We start from the raw sequence: 17914 nt of genomic DNA, 5'->3' as shown, positions 1-17914 counted from the left end.
CGGCGCGGTGGCCCAGGACCGGTTCCCGCCCGCCGAGCGCCCGAAACCGCCGGGTCTCCCCCGCGGCCCCGGGCCGCACCGGGCCTCGCACCGCCCGGGTCGCGGGACGTCAGGCGGCGCCGCTGCGCAGCTCCGCCAGAGCGTTCGTGGTCAGGGGCCGGTGCGTGCTGTCGGAGTCGATGAGCACGACGGTGCTCGTGGCCGCGCGGGTGAGGGCCGTGGTGAGGCTGCCCTCGCCGAACTGGGTGCCGGCGCCCAGCGGGGAGCGTCCCACGGCGACGGTGGTGGCGCCCGCTTCGGCGGCGTGCCGTGCGAGGGCGCGTCCGGCGGCGGCGCGGTCGCCGACGCTGGTGAGGATCTGGCCGGTGGCGGCGACTCCCCGCGCGGCGAGCCGGTCGAGGTGTGCCGTGACCGCGGCGCGGGCCTGGTCGTGGGTCTCGGTCTCGACGGCCTGCTCCTCGACGACGGCCGTCTGCCGCACATGGACGATCTGCAGCGGACTGCCGGAGTCCCGGGCGAGCCGCGCCGCGGCCTCGACGACGGCCGCGGCCCAGCCGTGCGCCCCGACGGCGACGATGAGCGGGGGTTCGGCGCCCGCGGTCTGCGGGCCGACGGGGGTGAGCGCGGGCTCGACGGACTCGCCCTCGCCGGTGCGCTGTTCGGCCTGCCGGACCAGCCGGTGGCCGCTGGCCAGCACCGGAATGGCGAGCAGGAAGGCGGCAGCACCGACGTAGAAGGGCACACCGAGGTCGGTGGCCTCGGCGATCTTGCCCGCCACGTAGGGGCCAGGCCGCCGCCGATGAAGCGCAGGAACCCGTATGCGGAGGAGGCCACCGACCGCTCGACGGGCGAGACGAGCATCACCGCCTGGGTGGTGAGGGTGTTGTTGATCCCGATGAAGGCGCCGCTGGCGATGACGGCCACCACGACCACGGTGGGGGTCTCGACGCCGGCGGCGATCAGCGCCATCACGATGCCGAGGCCGAGCAGATTGGCGTACAGGACGGGAGCGGTGCCGAACCTGGCCTGCAGCCGGGGCGCCACCAGCACGCTGAAGAGGGCGACCAGCAGTCCCCAGCCGGTGAAGACCAGTCCGAGCTGATGGGCGTTCAGCTCCATCGGGTAGGGCGCGTAGCCGAGCATGGTGAAGAAGCCCCAGTTGTAGAGCAGGGCCATGATGCCCATCGTCAGCAGCCCGCGGTGGCGCAGCGCCTTGAGCGGCGCTGCGGGCGAGGTGGGGTGCCGGGGCCGTGGCGGGTCGGAGACGAACGCCAGGGTCGCGACCAGTGCCACGGCCATGAGCGCGGAGACGCCGAAGAAGGGCCCGCGCCAGCTGATGGCACCCAACTCGCCGCCCAGCAGCGGGCCCACGGCGATGCCGAGGCCGAGCGCCGTCTCGTAGAGGATGATGGCGCCGCCGAACCCGCCGCTGGCCGAGGCGACGATCACCGCGAGGGAGGTGGCGATGAACAGCGCGTTGCCCAGGCCCCAGCCCGCTCGGAAGCCGACGATCCCGTTGATGGAGTCGGTGGCCCCGGCCAGTGCCGAGAAGGTGACGATGACGGCCAGCCCGATCACCAGGGTGCGCTTGGCTCCGACCCGGCTGGAGACCGCGCCGACGACGAGCATGGCCACGGCCGTGACGATGAGGTAGCTGCTGAACAGCAGGGAGACCTGGCTGGGCGAAGCGTTCAGACTCTCGGCCAGGGCGGGCAGGATCGGGTCCACCAGGCCGATCCCCATGAAGGAGATGACACAGGCGAAGGCGACGGCCCAGACGGCTTTCGGCTGCCTGAACGGGCTCGCGGCCGCTCCGGGTTTCACGGGATCGTCGTGCGAGGCACTCATGTCCGTTTCTCTTCCGCGCAGTCGGGGGCAGGGATCGCACAGGGGTCAGGGCCGGCGGGAGTTCGGGGCGGCCCGGGCCGGAGTCGGCCGGGATCGGGACCGGCAGGGGTCAGGACCGCGACCAGTGGTCCTGGATCGCGCGCGCCAGGGCCGGAAGAGCGATGTCCACCGCCTGCTGCTCCGGCTCCGCCAATTCGTCGATCAGCCCGGTCAGGGCGCGGGTGCGCTCGGTCCGCCGCCGGCGGAAGACCTCCAGACCGGTGTCGGTGGCCGCCACCAGGACGCCTCTCCCGTCGCTCCGGTCGGCGGTGCGCCGCACCAGTCCCGCCCGCTCCATGCGGGTGACGAGCTGCGTCATGTTCGGCTGCGAGACGCCCTCGGCCCGGGCCAGTTCGGAGAGGCGCTGCGCACCCTCGCGGCCCAGCCGGCCCAGCGCCGAGGAGGCCGCGGTGCTCAGCCCGCCCGCGGTCGCACTGTGCCGCACGTGGCGCACGATCTGCTCCACGGCGATCATCAGATCCTCCGGAGACACGTTCCGAGCGGCACCGGCACCCATAACCCGCTTATGTATAACCCTATTATGCATTTAGATGCAGACCGAATCAATCCCTCGGCCTGCTGGCACGCTCTCGTCGCCGTCCTCGCGAGGAGCAAGCCCGCCGGCGCGAGCGCGGAGAGCAGCCCGGACAGCACGAACACGGTCCCGCCGAGGGCGGGTGCCACCCCGCGTGGGACGAACCGCCGGAACACTCACGCGGTGGCGAGGCCGGCCCGCCCGGAGAGCACCGGCGACTGCGGCGCCCGCGAGCGCGAGTGCGGTCATCCGGACCAGAGAGGATCAACCGCCCCGACCGCAGGAGGCCGTGGGTCACGCTGGCCAGAAAGACGATCGGCAGGGCATGTAATCCGAGAGCCACCAGGGGACGAGGGAGGAACTGCGCTTGCCTACAGGTGGAAGGGCACGCTGGTGACGACGACGCGGGGCAGATGGCGCAGCGCGCGCCGCAGCCGCGGGGCGGTCCGATGATGCAGGAACTGGTGGCGGCGGTGGCGGGTGACGATCTCGGGGAGCAGCACGGTGAGGGTCAGGTCCGGCCTCGTCCGGTGGAGCGCGGCGATGTAGTGGATGAGCGGGGCGATGACCGCGCGGTAGGGCGAGGGGAGAATGTGCAGTGGCAGGTGGTCGCCCCACAGCTCCCAGTAGGCGCGAAACCGTCGGGTCTCTTCATCGGTGGTGCTGATGTGCAGGGCGAGGGCCGGCTGGCCCAGAGACGCGGCGTAGGCGAGCGTCCGCATGGCTGCAAGGTCCAGCGTGGCGACCGGGATCAGATACAGATGGCGGATCTCCTCCGGGATCTCCTCGCTCTCCTCGGCGACGGCCGCTGCCCGGACCGGGGCCGTCGGCCGGAAAGGCAGCGCGGCAGGAGCGGTCGGCAGGACCGTGGCGTACGGGCGCAGACGCAGCGCGGACCAGGCGAAGGCGTAATGGGCGTGGATGCGGCGGGTGATCACCAGGAGCCCCGTGATGGCCAGGAGCGAGACCCAGGCTCCGGCGGCGAACTTGCCGATGGCCGCGGACAGCAGGACCCAGGCCGGTGAGACTCCCGCCGAGGACGTTGAGCGCCATGCGGCGCCGACGGTGCCGGGCGGCGGACCGACGCCAACGGACGGCCATGCCGACCTGGGAGAGCGTGAAGGAGAGGAAGACTCCGACGGCATACAGCGGGATGAGTGCGGCGGTCTTCCCTCCGAAGACGACCAGCAGCACTGCCGCCGACGCGGACAGCAGCAGGATGCTGTTGGTGTAGGCCAGCCTGTCCCCGAGGCGCAGGAAGATCTTGGGGGCGTAATCGTCACGGGCGAGCAGGGAGAGCACCCGCGGAAAGTCGTTGTAGGCGGTGTTGGCCGCCAGCAGGAGTACTCCCGCGGTTGCCGCCTGCACGAAGACGTACAGGCCACCGGAGCCGAAGTACAGGTGAGCCAGTTGGGACAGGACGGTGGTGTGGGGGCGGGGGACGACTCCGGTGAGATGGATGAGGACGACGATTCCGGTGAACATGACGACCAGCAACACGATCATCGAACTCAGGGTCGTGCGGGCGTTCCGCCAGGAGACGGGACGGAAGACGGGGACGGCGTTGGAGATCGCCTCGATGCCCGTCATCGCGGTGGCTCCGGAGGAGAAAGCCCTGACGATCAGCAGGACACCCACCGAGGAGGCTCCGGCGGCGGCTTGTGTCGGCTGCGCGGCTCCGGCAGGAGCTGAACCGCTCACGGAGGCACCGACGCCGGCCGCGATCAGCACCGCCATCGCAGCGAGGAACGCGTAGGTGGGAGCCGCGAAGAGCGCACCGGCCTGTCGCACTCCGCGCATGTTGCCCGCCAGCAGGACCATGACGACCAGCACGCCCAGGACGGCGCTCCACGGATGCAGCGGGGGCAGCGCGGCTGTGATCGCGGCCACCCCCGAGGCCACCGAGACGGCGACCGTCAGCACGTAGTCCGTCAACAGTCCCGCCGCCGCCACCAGACCGGCGTTCGGCCCCAGGTTGTCGCCGGCGACGATGTAGGAACCGCCTCCGTGTGGATACGCCCGGATGGTCTGCCGGTACGACAGACCCACGACGATCATGAGAACCACGATCACGGAGGCCATGGGAAGCAGATAGCCGCCTCCGGCCGCCCCGGCCAGCACCAGCACGGCCAGGAGTGCTTCGGGTCCGTACGCGACGGAGGAGAGGGCGTCCGCCGCGAGCACCGGCAGCGCGAGCGCCTTGCGCATCCGCTCGGTGACGAACGCCGAACTGCGCAAGGGCGCACCCAGCAGCCACCGCCGCGCCCGCACCCGGACGGCGTCACCTTCCCCGGCCGGACCGCCGCGGGCCGGCAGCGGCGGCATGGACACCACCCGCGCGAAGCGGGACGGCGTCATCTCCCGCCGCGAGGGGAAGGCCGCGAGGTCCGGATCGACCGGCAGCGCGCGCCTCCACACCCGGGGCCCGGCGACCAGGGGCTCCCAGGACCGCCCGATGGCCACCAGAGCCGCCTGCTGCTCGGAGGTGAGTGCGGGCAGGACGGCGCCGGGCCCCGGCGGCCCGGGCCCTTCCTCGCTCGCTTCGGCCACGTGCCCAGGGTCCGGCCGGGGCGGAGCAGGAGCGGTCAGAAACACCGTGTCGTCCGCCATACGAGTCGGACGGCCCGGACTGCCGGATGCACCGGGCCGGAGCCGACACAGGAGAGCACCGACCCGTGCACGATGCTCCGCACCGTGGGCGCCATGTGACCGGCCGCGCCGCCCTGCGCTCCGTTCCTGCCCCACAGCGGCACCTCCGCGACGAAGAGGATCGCCCATGCGCGCCGGGCCCGCTGCTCCGTTCGGCGGCGGACGTGTTCCCCCGAACCGGTGGGTTCGGTCTCTCTCCGTCCGTTCGGATCGCCGCACGAGGCGCCGGCGGACCCAACATGACCCGGCATCAGCAACCATCCGGGCCCCTGGCCCCGCAGAGAGAGAACTCCCCTCATGACGCTTCCCCTGGCCCGCCTCGCGAGAGTGACAGGTACCGCGTTGGCACTCACGACCGCCGTGTCCGTGACCGGAGCACAGGCCACCCTGGCCGACCCCCGGACACCGGCCCTGAGCACCGTGCAGGACACCCGCGCCGCGATGCGGGGCGAAGGGTTCGCCCACGCCTCGTACCTGTTCTACGCCGACCAGGCAGACCGCGAGGGACACCGCCGAGTGGCCGAGCTGTTCCGCGATGCGGCCGAGGTGGAGCTCGATGACCACTTCACCAAGGAGGCCGAGACGATCGCGTACGTGGGAAGCGACGAGGCCAACATCCGGCAGGCCCTCGAAGGCGAGCGCTTCGAGGCCACGTCGATGTATCCCACGTACGCCGAAGAGGCCCGGCAGGACGGGGACGAGGCCGCGGCCGAGCTCTTCACGGAGATCGCGGCGGACGAGGCCGAGCACCGCCGGCTGCTCGCCTCGGCGCTCGAAGCGGTCACCACCGGACGTGGCCGGGTGCCGGCGCCGCCGAAGACGGACCCGGTCGAAGTACCGGCCGGGCTGCCGCAGGTGTCCTCCGCCCGGACCCGGGCCAACCTCGAGGACGCCATGCACGGCGAAGGGCTGGCCAACGCCTCCTACACGCTCTACTCCCGTCACGCACGCGAGACGGGTCAGAAGCAACTGGCCCGCCTCTTCGGCGGATTGGCCGAGGTGGAACTGCACGAGCACTTCGCCGCCGAGGCCCGCCTGGACGGACTGGTCTCCGACACCCCGTCCAACCTGCGCACCTCCATCGCCGGCGAGACCTACGAGGCCGAGGTCATGTACCCCACCTTCGCGCGACGGGCCGACGAAGCGGGTGACGGGCAGTCCGCGGCGCTGTTCAGGGAGATCGCCGGGGACGAGGCCGGCCATGCCGCCGCGTTCCGGCACGCTCTGCACCACCTGGGCTGAACCGCACGCGGGTGCCGGGGCTGTACGGCGGAGCCGCCCGGTGCAGCCCCCGCACCCGCGCGGGCATGCCGCACCGCTGAGGACCGGTCCCGGAGTTCGTCGCCCGACCGGGAACCGGAGGGGCGCGGCCTTCGGTCAAGGGGCGACGGTGGACGCGGTGAGCAGGTAGACGCCGTACCAGCAAGAGAGCGCCGTGGCACCGGCCAGGACCGGTATCAGGACCTGTTTCCGGGTGCCGGAGGCCCAGCGGGCGGCGACGAACAGCAGGGGGAACGCGGGGATGAGGAAGCGGGGCCGGGAGGCGAAGTAGTGGGCGCCGCCGAGTGCGATCACGACCAGCACGCTGGTGTAGACCACCAACGGTACGGGGGGTCGCTCCCGGACCAGGAGGAAGAGCGCCACGGGAGCGGCCAGCACGACCACCGCGGCCAGGTACTGGGGGACCACCCCTGCGCTGGTCACGAGGCGGAGGAGGAAGCCGAGGTTGTAGCGGCCGAAGTCGAACTCGGATCCCCACGCCCGCTGTACGGCGAAGTAGCCCGTCGGTGAGCCGGTGCGTACCGCGACCCAGGTGACGTAGCCGAGCCACCCCAGCGGCGCCAGTGCCAGAGCGGCCCAGGGCCCGGGGTTCCGGCGCCGGGCCGGGTCACGCCATACCGCCAGGACGGCGGCGGTGATGACGGCTGCCGCCGCGGCGAAGCCGTTGGGCCGGGCGAGCCCCGCCAGCAGTGCGAGGGAACCGGCCCACAGCCACCGTCCGGTGAGGACGGCGTAGAGGGCCCAGGCCGACAGGGCGGTCATCAGGGACTCGACGTAGGCCATGGTCTGGATCAGCGCGTTGGGCCACAGACCCCACAGGATGACCAGCCACGTCGCCGTGCGGCGGTCGTGGAGCGTGCTGCCCACGGCATGGATGCCCCAGGCTGCGGCCAGCGCCGAGAACCAGCCGAGGAGGATGCCCGCCCGGGGCACGCTCAGCGGCAGCACGGTGGTCAGTGTCCGCTCCAGACCCGGCAGCAGCGGAAAGTAGGCCAGATCGCTGAACCGGGAGCGGACGACTGTCCCGTAGCCGTGTTCGGCGATCGACGCATACCAGCGTGCGTCCCAGGTGTGACCGAGCAGGGCGACGGGGTCCTTGCCGGTCGTCCAGGCGTAGACCGCCAGCGCGAGGATTCCGGTCAGCCGTACCGCGGCGTAGACACCGAGCGCCGGGACGGCGGCGGAGAGGATGCGGCCGGTCGGTGCCCATCGTCTGGCGGCGCGTCGCAGAACCGCCGTGGAGTCGGTGGCCATGACGCCTCCGTCAGCCGGGGGCGTCCGGAACCGTGCGGAAGGCGGGCGGTAGCCCACCGACCGCCTTCGGGACCTCCTCGGCCGCTTGCAGCACGTCATTGACCGTGTCCAGGCCGCGCCAGTAGCCGCCGAGCCGGTAGCCGAACAGCTTCCCGTCCCGGGCCAGCTGAGGGAAGGTGTGGTCCTCGTGGTCGCCTCTGTCGGGGAGCATTCCGACTGCCTCGGGCCCGAAGACGTACACGCCCGCGTTGATCCAGTACGGCAGTTCGGGCGACTGGACGAATCCCCGGATGCGGTGGCCGTCCTCGTCCAGTTCGGCGACGCCCCACTCCGAGCGATAGGGCGACAGCGCGACGGTGACCGCCGCGCCGCTGCGGTGGTGGAACCGGGACAGCTCCGGCAGCGAGAACACCGTGATCACATCGCCGTTGAGTACGAAGAACGGCGCGTCCGCGGCCGGCAGGTGTCCCGCCGCGAACTTCAGACCACCGCCTCGCCCCAGCGGTTCGCTCTCGACCGCGTACCGGATCTCCATGCCGAAGCGTGAACCGTCCCCGGCGTACCGCCTGATCGCTTCGTGCTTGTAGCCGCCGCTGATCGTCACCCGGGTCACGCCGTGGCGGGCGAGCCAGGCCAGTTGGTAGGCCACGATCGGGACGCCGCCCACCGGGACCATCGCTTTGGGCACATCGTCGGTATAGGGGCGCATCCGCGTCGCCCTGCCGCCCGCCAGAATCAGGGCCTGATCGATCGGGGCTTCGGACATCGGCGTCCTCCGTTCCTGGTGACCCCCCGACAGCACTCGCGCAGCAGCCGGACAGGGCCCGGACGCCGTCGTCGCAGGGGCCCCGGCTTCAGCCGGCGCGGCGAGCCGACGGTTCGGCCGGAAGACCCACGTCCGGTAGGTGAGGAACCGGAAACAGGTCGCAGCCACGATCCCCACGGCTTTGGCCAGATTGCTCTGCAACGGGCTCTCCCAGCCGAGCCGGACCGTAGCGGCGTACAGCGTCCCGTTCTCGATGACGAGCCCGGCCAAACTGAAGAGGACGAACAGGACGAACTCCCGGAGGCGGCGCCGCTTGTCCCGGTCGCGGTAGGTGAAGTACCGGAATCCGAGATAATTGCCGACGATCGCCACGCCCGTCCCCACGAACCCGCACCAGAACACACTCAGCGGGGTGAGGAGACGACTCAGGTCGAAAACCGCGAAATTCACGGCGATCCCGACCCCACCGACGAGCCCGAACTTGAAGGCCTCCGATACCAGGGGACGCCACCGGGGCCCTTCGGCGCCTGCACCCCCCGTACCGGATTCGTGCATGGCTGCTCCACTGATCACGATCGCCCCCCACAGTCTGCGCGAGCGGGGCCGCACCCGCATCTCGGCGCAGCAGCACCGGTGCCCGGGGGCGTCGGCACCGGACCGCGACCCCTCCGGCGGATCAGGTCGCGGCGCCCTCCGCACTCCCCCGCCGCCCGAGAACCCGGTAGGCCAGCAGCTTGACCGGGTCGAGCAGCAGGAACTCCGCGAAGGCCCAACCCCACACCAGCCCCACCGGGCCCCAGCCGACGGGATGCATCAGGAAGCCGGCCAAGGCGATCACCGTGGCGACGATCTGGGTGCCGATCACGGCGGTGAGCAGGATCCATGAGGGTCGGTAGGACCAGAACGGACCGCGCGTGCGGGCGAGGAAGACGGTGAGATGTCCGCTGACCGACAACTTGAGGTAGACCAGGGTGCGCACCTGCGTATCCGGCAGTCCGAGCGGCAGGTGGGTCGCCCAGACCAGCACGAAAGTCGAGGCCAGGCCGAACAGGCCCAGAACGGCCGCAATCGCCATGACCTCGGTCAGGTCCCAGCGTTCCGGCCTCGGGGAGGGCCGTACCCGGTCGTAGGCGATGGACAGCACGGCCGCGTCGTTGAGGATGGCCAGGAGGACCACCTGGACCGGCGTGACCGGGAAGAAGGCGAACGCCACGATCGTGGCGGTGACGAAGAGCACGACACGGAGCGTCTCGGTGATCCGGTAGATCGCATAGTTCTTCATCCGCCGGAAGACCTCTCGGGACCGGTGAACGGCCTCGACGATCGTCGAGAGCCCCGCCGCGAGAAAGACGATGTCGGAGGCCGCCCGTGCCGCGTCGGTGGCGCCGCAGACCGCGATACCGGCGTCCGCGCGGTGCAGGGCCGGAGCGTCGTTCACTCCGTCGCCGGTCATGCCGACGATGTGCCCGTGCTCCTGCAGGGCCTGCACGATGCGGTACTTGTCCTCGGGCACCACCTGCGCGAACCCGTCCGCCCCCTCGACCACGCGGGCGAGTTCCTCGCCCCGGAGCTGTTCGATCCGGCTCGACTCCAGGATTCCGGTGCCCAGGCCCACGCGTGCGCAGACCTCGCGCGCGATCTCCACCCGGTCCCCGGTCACCATCCTGACCTGCACGCCCAGCCGCCCCGCCGCTTCCAGGGTCGTCCGGGAATCCGCACGCGGCGGGTCCTGCAATCCGATCATGCCCGTCACCCGCCACGCGCCGCCGTCCGTACAGGCGACGGCCATCGCGCGGTATCCCCGGCGCGCGAAGCCACGTGCCACCTCCTCCGCACGCCCCGCGAGCGCATCGTCCCCCTGCGCGAGGCCGAGCACGGCCTGCACAGCTCCCTTGGCCACGGCCCTTTCCGGCCCGGGGCCCCGCACCCGCGCGCGGGCGAATTTGCGGGCGGAGTCGAACGGCGTGAAGTCGACGACCTCCCAGTCCGCCGGCCGTTCCGCCCCGCACGCCTGGAGGATCGCCTCGTCGACGGGATCGCCGCCCCCAGGCTCGGCCGTGAGGGCTGCCTGCAGCAGCACCTGTCCCTCCTCGACCCCCTCCGCCAGGACGAAGACTTCGGCCACGGCCAGTTCGTTGCGGGTGATCGTGCCGGTCTTGTCCGCGCACAGCACGTCCACTCCGGCCATTTCCTCCACCGCAGGCAGATGGCTGACCACCGCCTCCCGCTTGGCCAGATACCGGGCTCCGACGGCCATGGTCACCGACAGCACCGCGGGGAGGGCCACCGGAATCGAGGCGATGACCACGACCAGCGCGAACTCCAGCGTGCGGCTCACGCCGGTGCCGCGCAGCAGCGAGAGCAAGATGATCACGACGACCAATCCGAGCGCGAGCAGACTCAGATACTTGCCGATGTCGACGACCGCGCGCTGGAAGTGGCTCACCGGAGCCGCCCGGCCCGCGAGCTGGGCCGTGCGGCCGAACACGGTGTCCGCACCGGTGGCCAGGACCCGCATCGCGGATCCGCCGCGCGACACCGCCGATCCGGAGTACATGCCGTCACCGACGTCCTTGACCGCCGGCAGTGACTCCCCGGTGAGCGCCGACTCGTCCGCCTCGCTGCCGCCCTCGACCACGACCCCGTCCGCGGGCACCACGCCTCCGCGGTCGATCCGTACCAGATCCCCCGGGACCAGCTCGGCGGCCGGAACCGTCGTCTCACTCCCCGTCGCGCCTGACCCGCGCCACCTTCGCCAGCCGCTCGGCGAGGGCGGCGATCGCGTTCTGCGCCTGATGCTCCTCCCAGAACCCGACGACCCCGTTGAGGAGCAGCAGGGCCAGAATGATCGCGAAGTCGACCCAGCGACCTGTCACCGCCGTCAGCACCAGGGCCGCCTCGATCATCCACGGGATCGGTCCCCAGAAATGGGACAGGAACTCCCGGAGGACGCTGCGTTCCTCCTCCTCGACGGCGTTGGGCCCGTAGCACTCCCGCCGGGCGGCCGCCTGCGCGGAACCGAGCCCCTCGTCGGAGCCCTTGCCGGCATCGGCTCGCGCGTCCGCCTCGGTGCGCTGATCGCGGACCGGCTGTCCGCCGACCCGCTGAGACGCCGCAGCACCGACCTCGTCACCGGCGGCAGAACCGGGCATCCGCGTATCCTCCCGTTCCCGCACGTTCGCACTCCGGCGGCGGGCCGGATCACACGGGGCCGAGGGCCCGCCGAGCCGCTGGCCGCTCCGTCGGACGCGTCGCCCATTCCAGACTCGCAAGCGGGGCGGCGGACACCGCAGCGACGCGCCGACGCGTGCGTCCGAACGGCTCCGCGACGCGGTCGCCGGGTGCGCCGCAGCCGGGAGCACGCGCGGCGGACGGCACGGAGACGACGGCGTCTGCGGTCTGGGCGGGCCGCCTCGGGCGACCGGCCGTGCGGAGGAGCGCGGCGAAGCGACCGACGCCTGTGCCGCCTACCCCGCGCGTTCCGTCCCCGGGGCCGCCCCTGACCGGCCCGCCGCCTCGGGGCCCTGCCGGGCCGCCTGCCGGCGGGCGCGGTAGGCGGCGGCCTTGACGCGGTTGCCGCAGGCGTCCATACCGCACCAGGTACGGCGTGCACCGCGGGAGCGGTCGAGGTAGAGGCGGGTGCAGCCCGCGCGGCCGCACTCCTTCAGCGGCACACTGCGGTCGGCCAGCACGGCGACCGCGCTGCGGGCGACCTGGACCAGCGCGGAGCGCAGATCCCCCGACCGGCGCAGACCTCCGTCGCCGAGTTCGACCGCGGGTACCGGCCCGGCGGCGGCGCTGTTGACGACGTCCAGTTCGGCGGGCGCGAAGGGGCGGCCCGCCAGGCGGTCGAGCGCCAGCCGGTGGACCGCCTCCCGCAGCCGCAGCGCGGAGGCGAAGTCCGCGGCGTCGGCGGTCACATGATCGGGCAGCTCCTCGCACTCCCGGACCCACTGCTCAAGAGCGGCAGGGGCGTCCAGCAGGTCCACGGGCTCGTCCCGCCGGTATCCCACGGTGCCCACCAGGTCCAGGGCCGGATTGCCGCTGACGAATGCGAATCTCACATCACCATCTTGACCGGTGACGCGTCACGGCGCAACAATCAGCGGACAGACTCCGTCACCATCTGAACCGGTGACGGAGACGTCCGGTGCGCCGGACCGCCCGCCGCGCACGGCGACCGCATCCACGCGGAGCGTGCGCAGGCACCGGGCGGACCCCAGTCGCACCGGTGTCCGTGACAGAGCCGGGCCCACCGCCGGCCCGACACCAGGAGCAGGAGACCGGATGGCCGAGACACCCGACATCGAGGTCGTCGTATTCGACGTGCTCGGAACGATGGTCGACGAGCCCGGCGGCCTCCGGGCCGCCGTCCGCGAGGCGGTGCCCGACGCCGACGACGTGTCCGCGGACCGACTGCTCGCGGTGTGGCACGAGCACGTCGCGCACGAGCAGGAACGCATCCGGGAGGGGCGACGGGCCTATGCGGGCACCGACGTCATCGACCGCGAGGCGGCGCACCGGGTGGCCGACCGCGCCGGAGTCGCCGATCCGGCGGCCGTCGAGCGGCTGGCCGGCGCGGGGCGGCGGCTGCCCCCATGGGAGGACTCGCAGACCGGGCTCGCCCGCATCGCGCGGCGCTTCCCCGTGCTGGGTCTCTCCAACGCCGGCCGAGCCGTGCTCCCCCGCCTCAACCACTTCGCGGGCCTGCGCTGGCACCAGGCGCTGTCCGCCGAGGACGCCCGCGCCTACAAGCCCGCACCGGAGGTCTACCAGCTCGCGCTCGACGCGGCGGGCTGCCCGGCGGAGCGGGTGCTGATGGTCGCCGCCCACGCCTGGGACCTCCGGGGCGCCCAGGCGGCGGGGATGTGCACCGCCTATGTCCAGCGGCCGGTCGGCGATCCGCCGGCGCCGGGTGACACCTTCGAGCTGCGGACGGACGGTCTGGAGGAGCTGGCGGCCGTGCTCACCCGGGCGTAGTGGCCCTCGCGGCGCAGCCGCCGGGCCGGACGGCCGTCCGTCTCCTCCCAGCGGACGGACGGGCGGCGTCTCCCGCGTACCGCCGACAGCGGCTCCCTCCCCGCGGTCCGGCGCGCCGCCACCGAAGAGAGCTCCGGGCGCGGCGCACCGGGACCGCGACGGGCGGCCGGCCGTCTCATCCGCCGACGATCGCCCGCAGCGTCACGTACAGCAGCGAGGGGCCGAGCAGGCAGCCCACGCCGGTGTAGAAGGTGGCCGTCATGGCGCCGTAGGGCACCAGCCGCTTGTCGGTGGCCGCCAGGCCGCCCGCCACGCCGGAAGTGGTGCCCATCAGGCCGCCGAAGGCCATCGCGGTCTTCGGGTTGTTCAGACCGATCATGGGGGCGATCAGCGGCGTCCCCACCATCACCACGACGGACTTCACCAGTCCGGCCGCCACCGACAGGGCGATGACCTCCGAACTGGCGCCCACCGCCGTGCCGGTCACCGGGCCGACGATGTAGGTGGCCGCACCGGCACCGATGGTCGCCATCGACGCGGCGTCCGTGTAGCCGAAGGCCGCCGCGACGACGGACCCCGCCACGAACGAGACGAGCACTCCCAGCAGGACCGAGAGCGCGCCCGCCGGTCCGGCCCGCTTGATCTGCTGAAGGTCGACGCCGTACGCGGTGGCGACGATGGCGAAGTCCCGCAGCATCGCGCCGCCCATCAGGCTCAGCCCGGAGAACGCGGCGAAGTCGGCCAGCCCGTCCTCGCCGCCGGTCGCCGCACCTCCCCAGTAGGCGAGCACCAGCCCGAGCAGGATGGCGACGGCGGACCCCTGCAGCCGGCCCCGGGTCAGGGCCTTGGAGAGCCAGCCGGAGAGCATCATCAGCCCGCCGATCAGCGCGAAGGCCACCAGGAGACCGTTGTCCTCGAAGACGGAGACGAGCGTGTCCATCTCAGACCTCCTGCTTTTCCTCGGCGGCCTGCGGCGGCAGCGGCTCCGCCGTCCCGCCCATCCGCCCCAGCACCGGTACCAGAGCGCCTCCCGCGACGAGCGCGGCGAGGCCCGCCAGGATGGCCATCGGACCGCCGGTGACCGCCTTGACCACGTTCTGGGTGGCGGCCATGGCGATGACGATCGGTATGTACAGCGCGCTCCAGAAGAGCACTCCCTGCTCACTGGGTTCGGGGAACCAGCCCTTCCTCCGGAGCCAACTGGTGACCAGCACCAGCATGATCATGGCGAACCCGACTCCGCCGACGTTGGCGTCGACACCGACAGCGGCGCCGAGCACCTCACCGACGAGCGTGCCCGCGAGCATGCACAACGCCAGTGCTGCCACTCCATGGATAACCATCGTCTTCTCCGCACTGAGAGACTGTTGAAACCGGAAAATCAAGCGGCCGGGCCGAGCGGCTCATCGGTCCGCTCGGCGGCCCCTGGGGGCGTGGAGCCCGCCGAGGCGGGAGACGCCGCGGGGTGTGGGGACATGGGGGCGTCCGACTCCGGGAGTCAGGCACCCACCCCGGCGAACAGGTCGCCGTAGCGTGCACGCAGTTCGGCCTTCTGCACCTTGCCCATGACATTGCGCGGCAGCGTCTCGACGACGCGAACGGCACGTGGGTGTTTGAACCGGGCCAGATCGCCCGCGACGAAGTCCAGCAGTTCGCCCTCCCGTGGCCGCTGCCCCGGGACCGGGACGACGACGGCGACCACGGTCTCGCCGAAGTCCGGGTGGGGCACCCCGATCACCGCGGACTCCAGCACCTGCGGGTGGGCGTCGAGCAGTTCCTCGACCTCCTTGGGGTAGATGTTGTAACCACCGGAGATCACCAGGTCCTTGCCCCGGCCGACGATGCTCAGATAGCCGTCCTCGTCGAAGCGGCCCAGATCGCCGGTGACGAAGAACCCGTCGGCACGGAACTCCGAGGCGGTCTTCTCGGGCATCCGCCAGTAGCCGGTGAAGACGTTGGGGCCGCGGACCTCGATGCTGCCGACCTCGCCGTGGGGCAGCACCCGGCCGGTTCCTGCGTCCACCACCCGGATCTCGGTGCCCGGGAGCGGCCTGCCGACCGTACCGGGCTTGCGGGGGCCGCCGGTGCAGGGGTTGGTGGCGTTCATACCGGTCTCGGTCATCCCGTAGCGCTCCAGGATGGCGTGGCCGGTACGGGCCTCGAACGCCGCGTGGTCGCTCGCGAGCAGCGGGGCCGAGCCGGAGACGAAGAGCCGCATGGCGGCGCAGGACTCCCGGGTGAGGCGCTCGTTCCTCAGCAGCCGGGTGTAGAAGGTGGGCACACCCATCAGCACCGTGGCCGTCGGCAGCAGGTCGAGGATCTGGTCCGGGTCGAACTTCGGCAGGTAGTACATGGAGGCACCGGAGGTCAGCGCCATGTTCGCCGCGACGAACAGCCCGTGGATGTGGAAGACGGGCAAGGCGTGGATCAGCCGGTCCTCCGCGGTGAAGCGCCAGCTCTCCAGCAGCGCTTCGCAGTTGCTGGTCAGGTTGCCGTGGGTGAGCACCGCGCCCTTGGAGCGGCCGGTCGTACCGGAGGTGTACAGGATCGCCGCCGGGTCGCCGGCGGCGGCCTCGTGGACCGGTACGGCACCGCCGTCCTCCGGAGCGTCGAGGAGGCTGCCGTCGCCGTCGGTGCCCAGCGTCTCGACCACGAGTCCGGTCGCTTCGTGGTGCGCGTGTGCGGCTCGGTGCCGCGGAGCGCACACGAGCACCCGCGGCTCGGCGTCCTGGAGGAAGTAGTCCGTCTCCGCACCGGTGTAGGCGGGGTTGAGCGGCAGGAAGACCCCGCCGATCCGCAGCGTCGCCAGATACAGCGCGACGGCCTCCGGGGACTTCTCCACCTGCATGGCGACCCGGTCGCCCGGGGCGACGCCGTCGGCGACGAGCCGGGCGGCGATCCGGCGCACCGCCGTCGCGGTGTCGCCGTAGGTGAGGACCCGCCCGCCGGGCAGTTCGAAGAGGGCCTTGTCCGGCCGCCGCTCCGCCTGCTCGGCGAAGGCCCGGTGGATGGTCGGGAAGGGTGCCATCCGGAGTGCTCCTTTCTGTTGATGTGCGTGGTCGGCACTGCTGCGCTGGACGGTCCGTCCGGTTGCACCGTGCGCGCCGCCGATACGGGCGTCAGCTCCGGGGGTGCGCTGACCCGCGCTGCGCGGTCCGGCCGTCCGCCGTGCCGGTCCCCGCGGCGGGGGGCCGGTCGTGGTGCGGCAGGGCGGCTCGCAGCGGACCGCCCAGTGCCACCGTGCGGTGGCGGACGAACTCCTCGTGCCGCCGCTCGACGTGCTCCGGCTCGTAGCGGTAGTTGACCATCGCGCCGAAGGACTGCCGCCAGGCCTCCGGTGCCTCGTTCGCCGGCCAGTTGACCTGCCAGGCGGCGGCCCCGTTGCCCAGGTGGAACCGGGCGACCGGGTCGAGCGGACGGCCGTCCTCGTGCCGTTCGACGGCGATGTACCGGGCCAGCACCGGCAGGAGCCGGGAACGCGTCCCTTCGACGTCCGCGGCCGCGGGATCTCCCTGCCGCTCCGCCGACTCCAGTTCCGCGAGCAGCGTCCGCAGTCCGTCCTCCCGCTCGGCCTGCTCGGTGAGCCAGCGCCGGAAGCCGGGGACGGGCGAGAGCGTGGCGAACTGCCGCAGCTGCGGAAGCTGCTCCCCCACGTCTTCGATGACCTGCTTGATGAGGAAGCTGCCGAAGGAGACTCCGGCCAGGCCGTCCAGGGCGTTGTTGATCGAGTAGAGAGCGGCCGTGTCCGCCTGCGCGGGGTCCAGTGCCGGTCCGGGCTCCAGCAGAGGCGCGATGCTGTCCGGCATCCCCCGGACGAGGGCGATCTCCACGAAGATCAGCGGCACGTCCCCGGTGGCGGGGTGGAAGAAGGCGTAGACGCGGCGGTCCTCGGGCTGCAGGCGGCGCCGGAGTTCGGCCCTGCTCGCCATCGGATGCACCTTCTCGCCGCGCAGCAGGTACTGGTGCAGTTCCTCGGGCGCCTCCCAGCCGACCTCCGACATCCGCAGAAAGCCGCGGTTGAACCAGGAGGTGAGCAGGTGGTGGAAGTCGTGGTCGAGGGGCCGCAGCCGCGGGTCGGAGCGCATCAGCCGACGCAGATCCGCACGCATGCCGACCAGGGCGAGGGTGGCGCCGGGCGCGTGGTTCATCCGGCGCAGCAGCAGTTGGCGGGGCGGCTCGACCTCGTCGAAGAGCTGGACCAGTTCCTCCGCGCCCCGGGATCCGCGGCTGCGGGCCGCCTCCCAACTGCGGAAGGCGGTGCGGACCCGGTCGGGCGAGGCGTCGTAGGCGCTGGTGACGCGGGTGAAGAACGCCCGCTTGCCGTGGTCGTCGAGTTCGCCGTAGGCAGCGAGGGCGGCTGCCGCCACCGTGCGCATCGAGGCTTCGCCCGCGTGCCCCATCAGCACCTCGCAGGCCGCCGACAGCCGGTCCAGCGGAGGGTGGCGGTGGCCTCCGGCCGCCCGGGTGGGGTCCGGGCGGCTGCCGGAGTTCCGGTACTGCCCGGTCAGCAGCCTGCCGTCCTGAGGTTCCATTCCCGCCCTCCGCGTCCCGTCGCCCCTGGG

General features: G+C 72.3%; 12 protein-coding genes and 2 pseudogenes. 2 read left to right on the top strand and 12 right to left on the bottom strand.

Features of this window, described 5'->3' with window-relative positions; all coding sequences use genetic code 11:
• Positions 1 to 109: 109 nt before the first annotated feature.
• The 3 genes and pseudogenes from ACFYMO_RS05735 to ACFYMO_RS05725 all read right to left on the bottom strand — a co-directional run bounded on the left by ACFYMO_RS05735 (position 110) and on the right by ACFYMO_RS05725 (position 5032).
• A pseudogene (locus tag ACFYMO_RS05735) lies at positions 110 to 1848 on the bottom strand (MFS transporter).
• Positions 1849 to 1957: 109 nt separating this feature from the next.
• Positions 1958 to 2362, bottom strand: a complete 405-nt coding sequence (locus ACFYMO_RS05730) for a MarR family winged helix-turn-helix transcriptional regulator (protein WP_388544436.1) — start codon at positions 2360 to 2362, stop codon at positions 1958 to 1960.
• Positions 2363 to 2793: 431 nt separating this feature from the next.
• Positions 2794 to 5032 (bottom strand): annotated as a pseudogene (locus ACFYMO_RS05725) (APC family permease).
• A gap of 381 nt (positions 5033 to 5413) precedes the next feature.
• Between ACFYMO_RS05725 and ACFYMO_RS05720 the strand changes: the two are divergent.
• Entirely contained in the window at positions 5414 to 6313 is a 900-nt protein-coding gene (locus tag ACFYMO_RS05720) for a ferritin family protein (protein ID WP_366769915.1), read from the top strand.
• A 135-nt stretch (positions 6314 to 6448) separates the two neighbouring features.
• On the opposite strand, the gene ACFYMO_RS05715 is transcribed toward ACFYMO_RS05720, so the two are convergent.
• The 5 genes from ACFYMO_RS05715 to ACFYMO_RS05695 form a co-directional block, all read right to left on the bottom strand.
• Positions 6449 to 7606, bottom strand: a complete 1158-nt coding sequence (locus ACFYMO_RS05715) for a hypothetical protein (RefSeq protein WP_366769916.1) — start codon at positions 7604 to 7606, stop codon at positions 6449 to 6451.
• 10 nt (positions 7607 to 7616) lie between these two features.
• Entirely contained in the window at positions 7617 to 8927 is a 1311-nt protein-coding gene (locus ACFYMO_RS05710) for a sugar phosphate nucleotidyltransferase (RefSeq protein WP_388544432.1), read from the bottom strand.
• A 121-nt stretch (positions 8928 to 9048) separates the two neighbouring features.
• A complete protein-coding gene (locus ACFYMO_RS05705) occupies positions 9049 to 11046 on the bottom strand; it encodes a plasma-membrane proton-efflux P-type ATPase (protein ID WP_388544650.1) in 1998 nt (665 codons plus the stop codon).
• 46 nt (positions 11047 to 11092) lie between these two features.
• On the bottom strand, positions 11093 to 11524 hold the full coding sequence (locus tag ACFYMO_RS05700) for a cation-transporting P-type ATPase (protein ID WP_388544429.1): 432 nt from the start codon (positions 11522 to 11524) through the stop codon (positions 11093 to 11095).
• Positions 11525 to 11839: 315 nt separating this feature from the next.
• The gene (locus tag ACFYMO_RS05695) at positions 11840 to 12436 is read right to left on the bottom strand and encodes an ABATE domain-containing protein (RefSeq protein WP_366769919.1); all 597 of its coding nucleotides are present in this window, start codon (positions 12434 to 12436) and stop codon (positions 11840 to 11842) included.
• A gap of 223 nt (positions 12437 to 12659) precedes the next feature.
• Here ACFYMO_RS05695 and ACFYMO_RS05690 point away from each other — a divergent pair, with 223 nt between their 5' ends.
• A complete protein-coding gene (locus ACFYMO_RS05690) occupies positions 12660 to 13352 on the top strand; it encodes a haloacid dehalogenase type II (RefSeq protein ID WP_366769920.1) in 693 nt (230 codons plus the stop codon).
• A gap of 175 nt (positions 13353 to 13527) precedes the next feature.
• On the opposite strand, the gene madM is transcribed toward ACFYMO_RS05690, so the two are convergent.
• The 4 genes from madM to ACFYMO_RS05670 form a co-directional block, all read right to left on the bottom strand.
• Positions 13528 to 14292: a malonate transporter subunit MadM gene (madM, locus tag ACFYMO_RS05685; RefSeq protein ID WP_388544425.1), complete on the bottom strand. Its 765-nt coding sequence runs from the start codon at positions 14290 to 14292 to the stop codon at positions 13528 to 13530.
• A gap of 1 nt (position 14293) precedes the next feature.
• The gene (gene madL, locus ACFYMO_RS05680) at positions 14294 to 14695 is read right to left on the bottom strand and encodes a malonate transporter subunit MadL (protein ID WP_388544422.1); all 402 of its coding nucleotides are present in this window, start codon (positions 14693 to 14695) and stop codon (positions 14294 to 14296) included.
• 155 nt (positions 14696 to 14850) lie between these two features.
• Positions 14851 to 16380 carry an AMP-binding protein gene (locus tag ACFYMO_RS05675; RefSeq protein ID WP_388544419.1) on the bottom strand — a complete coding sequence of 510 codons (1530 nt, stop codon included), beginning with the start codon at positions 16378 to 16380 and terminating at the stop codon, positions 14851 to 14853.
• A gap of 91 nt (positions 16381 to 16471) precedes the next feature.
• A complete protein-coding gene (locus tag ACFYMO_RS05670) occupies positions 16472 to 17884 on the bottom strand; it encodes a malonyl-CoA decarboxylase domain-containing protein (RefSeq protein ID WP_366769925.1) in 1413 nt (470 codons plus the stop codon).
• Between the last annotated feature and the right edge of the window lie 30 nt (positions 17885 to 17914).

It is taken from the genome of Streptomyces sp. NPDC007025, from assembly GCF_042869455.1.
GTDB lineage: Bacteria > Actinomycetota > Actinomycetes > Streptomycetales > Streptomycetaceae > Streptomyces.
The sequence above is the reverse complement of the archived record's forward strand: the minus strand, read 5'-3'. Positions and strand labels throughout refer to the sequence as shown.

Coding starts and splice junctions, on each gene's coding strand:
- madL (WP_388544422.1), bottom strand. CDS start 14,695: ATGGTTATCCATGGAGTGGCAGCACTGGCGTTGTGCATGCTCGCGGGC.
- ACFYMO_RS05700 (WP_388544429.1), bottom strand. CDS start 11,524: ATGCCCGGTTCTGCCGCCGGTGACGAGGTCGGTGCTGCGGCGTCTCAG.
- ACFYMO_RS05675 (WP_388544419.1), bottom strand. CDS start 16,380: ATGGCACCCTTCCCGACCATCCACCGGGCCTTCGCCGAGCAGGCGGAG.
- ACFYMO_RS05670 (WP_366769925.1), bottom strand. CDS start 17,884: ATGGAACCTCAGGACGGCAGGCTGCTGACCGGGCAGTACCGGAACTCC.
- madM (WP_388544425.1), bottom strand. CDS start 14,292: ATGGACACGCTCGTCTCCGTCTTCGAGGACAACGGTCTCCTGGTGGCC.
- ACFYMO_RS05690 (WP_366769920.1), top strand. CDS start 12,660: ATGGCCGAGACACCCGACATCGAGGTCGTCGTATTCGACGTGCTCGGA.
- ACFYMO_RS05710 (WP_388544432.1), bottom strand. CDS start 8,927: ATGCACGAATCCGGTACGGGGGGTGCAGGCGCCGAAGGGCCCCGGTGG.
- ACFYMO_RS05715 (WP_366769916.1), bottom strand. CDS start 7,606: ATGGCCACCGACTCCACGGCGGTTCTGCGACGCGCCGCCAGACGATGG.
- ACFYMO_RS05730 (WP_388544436.1), bottom strand. CDS start 2,362: ATGATCGCCGTGGAGCAGATCGTGCGCCACGTGCGGCACAGTGCGACC.